General features: G+C 68.3%; 11 protein-coding genes. 2 read left to right on the top strand and 9 right to left on the bottom strand.

Features of this window, described 5'->3' with window-relative positions:
• Window positions 1-60: 60 nt before the first annotated feature.
• Entirely contained in the window at window positions 61-792 is a 732-nt protein-coding gene (locus OXR60_RS05625; RefSeq protein WP_267394795.1) for a class I SAM-dependent methyltransferase, read from the bottom strand.
• Entirely contained in the window at window positions 792-1,238 is a 447-nt protein-coding gene (locus tag OXR60_RS05620; RefSeq protein WP_267394794.1) for a GtrA family protein, read from the bottom strand. Before OXR60_RS05620 ends, OXR60_RS05625 begins: the two co-directional genes overlap by 1 nt.
• A gap of 58 nt (window positions 1,239-1,296) precedes the next feature.
• Between OXR60_RS05620 and OXR60_RS05615 the strand changes: the two genes are divergently transcribed.
• Window positions 1,297-3,078, top strand: coding sequence for an AcrB/AcrD/AcrF family protein (locus OXR60_RS05615; protein WP_267394793.1), 1,782 nt, complete (start codon window positions 1,297-1,299; stop codon window positions 3,076-3,078).
• Window positions 3,079-3,085: 7 nt separating this feature from the next.
• Here OXR60_RS05615 and OXR60_RS05610 read toward each other — a convergent pair whose 3' ends face one another.
• The 5 genes from OXR60_RS05610 to OXR60_RS05590 all read right to left on the bottom strand — a co-directional run bounded on the left by OXR60_RS05610 (window position 3,086) and on the right by OXR60_RS05590 (window position 6,717).
• A complete protein-coding gene (locus OXR60_RS05610; RefSeq protein ID WP_267394792.1) occupies window positions 3,086-3,706 on the bottom strand; it encodes a MarC family protein in 621 nt (206 codons plus the stop codon).
• Window positions 3,703-4,581 (bottom strand): bifunctional methylenetetrahydrofolate dehydrogenase/methenyltetrahydrofolate cyclohydrolase FolD, encoded by an 879-nt coding sequence (gene folD, locus OXR60_RS05605; RefSeq protein WP_267394791.1) that lies wholly within the window; start codon window positions 4,579-4,581, stop codon window positions 3,703-3,705. Before folD ends, OXR60_RS05610 begins: the two co-directional genes overlap by 4 nt.
• An 86-nt stretch (window positions 4,582-4,667) precedes the next feature.
• Entirely contained in the window at window positions 4,668-4,976 is a 309-nt protein-coding gene (locus OXR60_RS05600; RefSeq protein ID WP_267394790.1) for a YggT family protein, read from the bottom strand.
• A gap of 64 nt (window positions 4,977-5,040) precedes the next feature.
• Entirely contained in the window at window positions 5,041-5,940 is a 900-nt protein-coding gene (argB, locus tag OXR60_RS05595) for an acetylglutamate kinase (protein WP_267394789.1), read from the bottom strand.
• Window positions 5,941-6,081: 141 nt separating this feature from the next.
• Window positions 6,082-6,717 (bottom strand): queuosine precursor transporter, encoded by a 636-nt coding sequence (locus OXR60_RS05590; RefSeq protein ID WP_267394788.1) that lies wholly within the window; start codon window positions 6,715-6,717, stop codon window positions 6,082-6,084.
• Window positions 6,718-6,834: 117 nt separating this feature from the next.
• Between OXR60_RS05590 and OXR60_RS05585 the strand changes: the two genes are divergently transcribed.
• Window positions 6,835-8,094, top strand: coding sequence for a NupC/NupG family nucleoside CNT transporter (locus OXR60_RS05585; RefSeq protein WP_267394787.1), 1,260 nt, complete (start codon window positions 6,835-6,837; stop codon window positions 8,092-8,094).
• 150 nt (window positions 8,095-8,244) lie between these two features.
• Here OXR60_RS05585 and OXR60_RS05580 read toward each other — a convergent pair whose 3' ends face one another.
• Both OXR60_RS05580 and OXR60_RS05575 read right to left on the bottom strand, forming a co-directional pair.
• Window positions 8,245-8,394 (bottom strand): hypothetical protein, encoded by a 150-nt coding sequence (locus tag OXR60_RS05580; RefSeq protein ID WP_267394786.1) that lies wholly within the window; start codon window positions 8,392-8,394, stop codon window positions 8,245-8,247.
• 11 nt (window positions 8,395-8,405) lie between these two features.
• A complete protein-coding gene (locus OXR60_RS05575; protein ID WP_267394785.1) occupies window positions 8,406-9,275 on the bottom strand; it encodes a 3-hydroxybutyryl-CoA dehydrogenase in 870 nt (289 codons plus the stop codon).
• Window positions 9,276-9,326: the final 51 nt, after the last annotated feature.

Here is a 9,326-nt window from a genome sequence, read left to right as displayed (position 1 = left end):
GCGCGGGTCGCGTTGGCCATGGATGCTGAAACAAGTTCAGCATGACGCGGGAGGGTGTGATCAGCCCCTGGGCTCCGCCAACGTGACGATCGAGACCCCCGGCGTCATCGGCAACCGGCCAACCGCATGGCGTTCGAGGCGGAAGATCGTCTCGAACAGCGTGTTGAGCGGCTTGGCGGGGGGCGAATCGTCGCTGTCGTCGCGCCCGGTGAGCCGGCCGGCGATGCGCGCCGCGGCGGCGAGCGGGAACAGCAGCGAGTTGAAATAGGTGAGCTTGCGCGGGTGGAGGCCGGCGGCCTCGATCGCGGTGGCGAGGCTCGCCTTGGAATAGCGGCGGTGGTGGTGGTTGACCACGTCATGCGCGCTCCACAGCCACTGGTGCGCAGGCACCGCGATCAGGATCTTGCCGCCGGGCTTGAGGCAATCGCGCATCGCCTTCAACGCGGCGACATCGTCATCGATATGCTCGACCACATCGAGCACCGCGATCAGGTCATAGGCGCCGCGTTCGATCCCCGGCAGCGCCGGGAGCGGGGCGTCGCCCACCGGTCGGCCGAGTCGCTCGCTGGCGATCTGCCTCGCCGCGGGATCGATCTCGATCGCATCGACCTCGCCGAAGGAGGCGAGCATCGGCAGGTTGTGCCCCGTGCCGCAGCCGATCTCGAGGATCCGCGCCGGCTTGGGCAGCGCGGCGTAGCGGGTGAGATAATCGCTGAGGATGTCGCGGCGCGCGCGATACCACCAATGGGTGGAATCATGTGCGGCCATGCGGTCGTAGACGATGCGATCCATTATGCGAACACCAGCCAGCGGTTGAGAATGAAGGTGACGATCGTGGCAAGCGCGACCGCGGGCAGCAAGGGCGCCCAGGGCGGCAGGCCGAAGCCGGCGGTGCCGATCCAGGTGACCAGCGCGTTCAACGCCATGCCGGTCGCCTGCACCATCACGAATTTTACCTGCTGGACGCCGCCCGGCTCGCGGCTGCCATGGCCCTTGAAGCTCCAGCGGCTGTGCAGGAAGAAACCCGCGGTCACCGCGACCACGAAGGCGAAGGGCACCGCATAAACGGCGTGGCGGCGCTCGAACACATAGAGGCTGAGCGGCAGGTAGACCGCCGAATATACCAGCGTCGATATGCCGCCGGCGATGCCGAAGCGGATCAGCTGCCCGAGAAGGCCGCTGTCGCGGAGACCTTGCAGTCTTGATCGTTGCGGCCCTGCCGATGCTTCCCTCGCCATCGCGCTCGCCCTAAAGGCAATGCGCCGGGAGCGAAACGGGCAAATCGAGGTCAGCAGCTTGAACAATTACTCCCGCGGGACCTGGACCCGCGATCTCGAGCGTCACTGGATCGCCTTGACGCTGCTGGCGTGGCTCGGCGTCACGATCTGGTACGTGTGGAGCGACTGGAACATGGTGCGCTGGCTGTCGCTCGGCGACACCGACGACAACATGCGCCTGATGCAGGTCCGCGCCTGGCTCGGTGGCCAGGGCTGGTACGACCTGCGCCAATATCGGCTCAACCCGCCGGTGGGCGCCAACATCCACTGGAGCCGGATCGTCGACCTGCCGATCGCGGGGATGATCCTGTTCTTCCGCCTGTTCACCTCAAACGCCTGGGCCGAGCGGCTGGCGTGCGGGATCGCGCCGCTGCTGCCGCTGTCGATCACCATGCTTGGCGTCTCCGCCACGGTGCGCCGCCTGATCCACCCGCTGGCGTGGCCGCTGGCGCTGATCTTCCTGCTCGGCACCGCGGCGACGATGCTGATGTTCCTCCCCGAGCGGATCGATCACCACGGCTGGCAGCTGGCGATGCTCAGCCTCACCGTCGCCGGCCTGTGCGACGGGCGCGGGGCGCGCGGCGGGATCATGGTCGGGCTGGCGAGCGCGGTGTCGCTGTCGATCGGGCTCGAGATGCTGCCTTATGCGGCGATGGCCGGCGCGATCCTCGCGCTGCGCTGGGTGTGGGACCGCGCCGAGGCGCCGCGCCTGTCGGCTTATGCGCTGAGCCTCGGCGGCGGCGGCGCGCTGGGCTTTGCGGCGTTCGCGTCCAATGCCAATTACGAGATGCGGTGCGATGCGCTCACCCCGGTATGGCTGAGCGTGATGGTCGCGGCGGGGGCGCTGCTGTTCGTGCTCGCCTGGATCAACCCGGCGGCGCGCGCGGTGCGCTTCGGCCTCGCCGCGGTCGCCGGCGTCGTGATCGCCGCCGGCTTCGCGCATTTCTTCCCGCAATGCCTCGGCCGGCCCGAGGGCGTCTCGCCCGAGCTGCAGAAGAACTGGCTGGACAATGTCCGCGAGGCCAAGCCGATCTACAAGCATCCCTTCCGGCTGGCCTTCCCGATCGCGGCGCTGCCGATCGTCGGCTTGCTGGGGGTCGTCGTCGGCACCTGGCGAGCGCGGCGCGGCGCGGCGCTGATCGGCTGGACCGCGGTGGCGCTGTTCGTCGCCTTCGCCACTGCGATGCTGCTGTGGCAGATCCGCGCCGGCCCCGCGGCACAGCTGCTCGCGGTGCCCGGCGCGACGCTGCTCGGCTGGATCATCCTGCCCTGGTTCGCCAACCACCGGCTGATGGCGGTGCGGATCGGCGGCACGGTGGTCGGTTTCCTGCTCGTCTCCGGCCTGTTCGCCGGGCTGATCATCAAATATCTGCCGGTCGACCGCCCCAACGCCTATACCAAGCGGGTCAACCGCGCGTCGGGCAATTGCGTGCGCTACACGGTGCTGAAGGCACTCGACCGCTATCCGGCGCAGACCATCTTCACCTTCGTCGATCTCAGCCCGCGGCTGATCACCGTCACCCATCATGACGCGATCGCCGGCCCTTATCATCGCAACGGCGACGCGATCCTCGATGTCCAGCATGCCTTCCAGGGATCGGCCGATCAGGCGCACGGCATCATCCGCCGCCATGGCGCGACGATGCTGCTGCTCTGCCCCAACATGTCGGAATCGACCAACTACCGCGCCCGCGCGCCTGGTGGCTTCTATGACCAGCTCGCGCACGGCAAGGTGCCGGCATGGCTGACCCCGCTGCCGCTGCCGGCGGAGTCGCCGCTGCGATTGTTCAAGGTGGATTGAGTCGGTTTCAGCGCAGGCTGAGCTGCAACCCGTCGATCACGAACTGCACCGCGAGCGCGGCGAGCAGCACGCCGAGCACGCGGGTGATCACCGCCTCGATCCGGGTGCCGAGCAGCCGCATCAGCGGCCCTGCGGCGAGCAGCGCGGCGAGGGTGAGCAGCAGGATCGTGCCCATCGCCGCGAGCACCACCAGCGTCGCCTGGATGCCGTTGGTGCGCGCCATTAGCAGCATCACCGTGGCGATCGAGCCCGGGCCGGCGATCATCGGCATCGCCATCGGAAAGATCGACACGTCCTCCGCCTCGGGATCGGCCGCGACCTCGGCGGCGCGGTCCTCGCGGCGCTGGGTGCGCTTTTCGAACACCATCTCGAGCGCGATCAGGAACAGCATGATGCCACCGGCGATGCGGAAGCTCGCCAGGTTGATGCCGAGGCCGTGGAGCAGGCTCTCGCCGAAGGCGGCGAACACCACCAGGATCAGCGAGGCGACCACCACCGCGCGGATCGCCATGCTGCGCTTCTGCACCGGCGAGGCGCTCGCCGAGAGCCCGGCGTAGATCGGCGCGCAGCCGGGCGGATCGATCACCACGAAGAAGGTGATCAGCGTCGAGATATAGAGCTCGATCACGCCCCGTCGCCCAACGCGGGAACGACGCCGTCGCGCCGGCAGGCGGAGACATAGGTGTTGCGGATCAGGCACGCGATGGTCATCGGCCCGACCCCGCCCGGCACCGGGGTGATCGCGCCGGCGACCTCGACCGCCGCGGCGAAGTCGACGTCGCCGACCAGCCCGGTCTCGATGCGGTTGATGCCGACGTCGATCACGGTGGCGCCGGGCTTGATCCAGTCGCCCTTGATGAACTGGGGGATGCCGACCGCGGCGACGACGATGTCGGCGGCGCGGACATGCGCGGGGACGTCGCGGGTGCGGCTGTGCACCACCGTCACCGTGCAGCTCTGGCCGAGCAGCAATTGCGCCATCGGCTTGCCGACGATGTTGGAACGGCCGACCACCACCGCCTCCATGCCCGACAGGCGGGGGTGGATGTCCTGCAGCAGCATCAGGCAGCCCAAGGGCGTGCACGGCACGAAGCCGTCGGCGCCGATCGCAAGGCGGCCGGCGTTGACCGGGTGGAAGCCATCGACGTCCTTGTCGGGATCGATCGCGAGCAGCACCGCCTGGGCATCGATGTGCGCCGGGAGCGGCAGCTGGACGAGGATGCCGTCCACCGCGGGATCGGCGTTGAACCTGGCGACGAGCGCGAGCAGCGCGTCGGACGTGGTCTCGACCGGCAGACGGTGCTCGAAGCCCGCCATCCCGGCCTCGCGGGTCGCCTTGCCCTTGGAGCGAACGTAAACCGCCGACGCCGGATCCTCGCCGACCAGCACCACGGCAAGCCCGGGCGCGCGGCCGGTGGCGGTGCGGAACGCGGCAACGGCGTCGGCGACGCGGGCGCGGAGGCGGGCGGCATGCGCCTTGCCGTCGATGATCGTGGCGGTCATGCCCGAGGCGCATAACGGCTGACGGCCATTTTCGCCAGCGTTGCGGCTCCCTCTCGCGCCGAGCGGCGGCGGTAGCCGCTAGCGGCTCAGACCGCGCCGCCGGTGACGATGCTGATCGCGAGGTTGCGCAGCACGATATCGAGGATGGCGATGATGATCAGCACCACCATCGGCGACAGATCGAGCCCGCCGGCGCTCGGCAGCACCCGGCGCAGCGGCCGGTACATCGGCTCGGTGAGCCGCTCGAGCCCGTCGTACAGCGCGCGGACGAACTGGTTGGAGGTGTTGATGACGTTGAAGGTGATCAGCAGCGACAGGATGAACTGGACGAAGATGATCCACCACACCACGTCGAGCAGCACCTGGAGAATCTGGATGATGGTCAGCGCGATCACGCGGGGTCTCCGAAATTGACGATACCACGCCTAGCCGGTTCCGGCCGGTGTGGACAGGGGCGGCTCAGGCGTGGACCAGCGTGCCCGCGCCGGCCGAGGTGAAGATCTCCAGCAGCATCGCATGCGGCACCCGGCCGTCGAGGATCACCGCGGCATCCACCCCGGCGCTGACCGCGGCGACGCAGGTCTCCACCTTGGGGATCATCCCGCCCGAGATCGTGCCATCGGCCTTGAGTGCGGCGATCCGGCGCGGATCGAGGTCGGTGAGCAGTTCCTTGTTCTTGTCGAGCACGCCGGCGACGTCGGTGAGCAGGAAGAAGCGCGATGCGCCGAGCGCCGCGGCGATCGCGCCGGCCATGGTGTCGGCGTTGATGTTGTAGGTCTCGCCGTCGGCGCCGATCGCGATCGGCGCGACCACCGGGATGATGCCGTCGGCGCTCAGCGAGTCGAGGATCCGGCGATCAACCGCGACCGGCTCGCCGACGAAGCCGAGATCGACATGGCGCTCGATTCCCTGGAGCTTGTCGGGCGCCTCGCGCTTGACCTTTTCGGCGGTGACCAGCCCGGCGTCCTTGCCCGAGATGCCGACCGCGCGGCCGCCGGCCTGCCCGATCCAGCCGACGATCTCCTTGTTGATCGAGCCGGCGAGGACCATTTCGGCGATCTGCGCCGTCTCCTTGTCGGTGACGCGCAGGCCGTCGACGAAGCGCGACTCGACGCCGAGGCGCTTGAGCATCGCGCCGATCTGCGGGCCGCCGCCATGGACCACCACCGGGTTGATCCCGACCGCTTTCAGCAGCACCACGTCCTCGGCGAAATCGCGCGCCAGTTCGGGGTCGCCCATCGCGTGGCCGCCATATTTGACCACGAAGGTCTGGCCCGCGTAGCGCTGCAGATAGGGCAGCGCCTCGGTGAGGGTCTCGGCCTTGGCGAGCAGCGCGGCATTGGGAGCATAGTCGGTCATGTCCGCGCCTTTAGCGGGCGCATGATGAACCGTCACCCGTCACGATGGCGCACACAAACGGTCACCCCAGCGCAAGCTGGGGTCTCCCGCGGCTCTCGTCCCGCCATCGCCAAAGACCCCAGCTTACGCTGGGGTGACGGCTTATGCCCGGTCGAGTCGCCGCCCAAGCGCGACCAGCGCGGTGATCAGGAACGGCATCAGCACCACCGACAGGATCACCTTGGTCAGCATCTGCCCGGCCATCAGCCCGAGGATCGGGCGCTCGCCGAAGAACGAGATGGAGATGAACAGCAGCGTGTCGATGATCTGGCTGATCACGCTGGCGATGATCCCGCGCAGCCACACGCCGCGGCCCTCGCCACGCGACAGCTTGGAGAAGATCAGCACGTTCAGCGACTGCGAGATGCCGTAGGAGATCAGCCCCGCGATCATCATCCGCGCGCCCTGGCCGACCACCACCGGGAAGGCGTCGATCGCCGGCGGGTACATGCCGGGATCATGCGGCAGCGCGACGACGATCTGGATCAGCGCGGCGGAGACCAGCAGCGGCACGAAGCCCAGGCGGACCAGCGAGGTCGCGGTGCGCTGGCCGAACAGTTCGGCAACCGCGCTCGACAGCGCGACCAGGATCAGAAAGGCGAAGATCCCGGCTTCCACCGCCAGCGGGCCGAGCGCGACCTGCTTTACCCCGAGCACGCCGGCGATGCAGACCATCCCGCCATAGAGGACCGAGAAGACGAAGAGGGCACGGGGGATGACGGGCGCTTGAGTGTCCATCGATGCGACGCTAGCGGGTTTCGCCGCCTCGTCAAACCACTAGCTCGGTCGCCACGCCAGTGTATGGTGCGCCGTCGCAGGCGGGGGGCCGCGTCGCAGCTTAACCGCGGATAGTTCATGAATCGCATCCTGATCGGCCTTGCCGGCATCCTCGTCATTCTCGGCATCGCCGTGCTGCTGTCGTCGGATCGGCGGGCGATCCGCCCGCGGATCGTCGGTGCCGCGTTCGCGCTGCAGGCCGGCATCGCGGTGCTGGTGCTCTATGTGCCCGCGGGCAAGTTCGTGCTCGAATGGATGTCGGGCGGGGTCGCCAACCTGCTCGGCTATGCCAATGCCGGCACCAGCTTCCTGTTCGGTGAACTCGCCGCCAACCCGCTCGGCAAGAATTTCGCGATCCAGGCGCTGCCGGTGATCATCTTCTTCGCGGCGCTGGTCTCGATCCTTTACCACCTCGGCATCATGCAATTGGTGGTGCGCTGGCTCGGCGGCGCGCTCGAATGGGTGATCGGCGCCTCCAAGGTGGAATCGCTGTGCGCGGCCGCCAACATCTTCGTCGGCCAAAGCGAATCGCCGCTGGTGATCCGCCCCTATCTCGCCGGCCTCACCCCCGCGCAGCTGTTCACGGTGATGACCAGCGGCATGGCCGGCGTCGCCGGCACCATCCTCGCGGCCTATGCCTCGATGGGGATCCGCATCGAATATCTGCTCGCGGCAAGCTTCATGGCCGCGCCGGGCGGCATCCTGATGGCCAAGATCATCATGCCGGATCGGCGCGATCTGCCGCAGGGCGAGCTGGCGCTCGGCGATCATCCCGAGGACGCCGCGGTAGCAATCGCCGAGGCGAGCCATGACGAGGAAAAGCCCGCCAACATCATCATGGCCGCCGCGCAGGGCGCGCAGACCGGCGTCCGCCTCGCGGTCGCGGTCGGCGCGATGGTGCTTGCCTTCGTCGCGCTGGTGGCGCTCGCCAACGGCCTGCTCGGCGGCATCGGCCACTGGTTCGGGATTCAGAACCTGAGCTTCCAGGGGATGCTCGGCTATCTGTTCCAGCCGGTGATGTTCCTCCTCAACGTGCCGTGGAACGAGGCGGGGATCGCCGGCGGGCTGTTCGGCGAGAAGATCGTGCTCAACGAGTTCGTCGCCTATATCGATCTCGGCAAGCAGGCCGCGGCGCTGAGCCCGCGCACCGTCGCGGTGATTACCTTCGCGCTGTGTGGCTTTGCCAATTTCTCGTCGATCGCGATCCAGATGGCGGTGACCGGCAGCCTCGCGCCCAACCAGCGGCCGATGATCGCCAAGCTCGGCCTGCGCGCGCTGGCGGCAGGCAGCCTCGCCAACCTCATGAGCGCGGCGCTGGCGGGGCTGCTGATCGGCTAAGCGTCCGAGTTCTGCTCTTCGTCATGCTGAACTCGTTTCCGCATCCATCACCGGCCCGTGCCGTCTGGGGCGAGCGCTGGGCCCTGGATGGATGACCATGGATGGAGGCGAGGCTCGGTCCTAAGCGGCGCGAGGTGTTCCCCCGGGCGCTTATTCCTCGTCGGTGCGCAGCTTCACCTTGTTGGGCAGGTCCTTGCCCTTGGTGCGGCGCGAGGGGAGCTGCACCGGGTTCTTCTTCTTCCACTCCTTGTAGGTCATCGGGCCTTCGGGGGTGTCGACGATGGTATCGTCCAGGCTCATGGCGGCGCTCCTCAGCGGGTCGGCACCGGCTCGGCGCCGGCATAATCGTAGAAGCCGCGACCGGTCTTGCGGCCGTACCAGCCGGCCTCGACATATTTGACCAGCAGCGGGGCGGGCCGGAACTTGGGATCGCCGGTGCCCTCGAACAACACCCGAATGATCTCCAGGCAGGTGTCGAGGCCGATGAAGTCGGCGAGCGTCAGCGGCCCCATCGGGTGGTTGAGGCCCAATTGGCAGGCGAGATCGATGTCGCGGATCGTCGCCACGCCCTCGCCGAGCGCGAAGATCGCCTCGTTGATCATCGGCATCAGCACGCGGTTGACGATGAAGCCCGGCGCGTCGTTGGCGCGCACCACTGCCTTGCCGAGCCGGTCGGCAAACGCCTCGATGGTCGCCACCGTCGCGTCTGTCGTGGCGAGGCCGCGGATCACCTCGATCAGCCCCATCACCGGCACCGGATTGAAAAAATGCACGCCGATGAAGCGCGCGGGATCGGGCGTTGCCTGGGCGAGGCGGGTGATCGGGATCGACGAGGTGTTGGAGGCGAGCACCGCGTCGGGCGCCAGCACCGCGCCGACCTCCTTGAAGATCGCGCGCTTGATCTCCTCGCGCTCGGTCGCCGCCTCGATCACCAGCGACGCCGCCGCCATCGTGCCAAGGCTTTCGACCGGTTCGATCCGGCGGAGGATCGCGTCGCGGGTGGCGGCGTCGATCTTTTCCTTGTCGACCTGGCGGGCGAGCTGGCGGGCGATCCCCGCCTTGCCGGCCTCGGCCCGCTCGAGCGAGACGTCGCTCAGCAGCGTGCGATAGCCCGCCGCCGCCGACACCTGCGCGATCCCCGCGCCCATCTGCCCCGCCCCGATTACGCCGACCGTGTCCATCATCCGCTCCTGTATTTTGAGGCTCTCTTAGGTGCCGGCGGGCACGAGGCC

The sequence above is a fragment of the Sphingomonas sp. GC_Shp_5 genome (assembly GCF_026540855.1).
In the GTDB taxonomy this organism is placed as follows: Bacteria; Pseudomonadota; Alphaproteobacteria; order Sphingomonadales; family Sphingomonadaceae; genus Sphingomonas.
The sequence above is the reverse complement of the archived record's forward strand: the minus strand, read 5'-3'. Positions and strand labels throughout refer to the sequence as shown.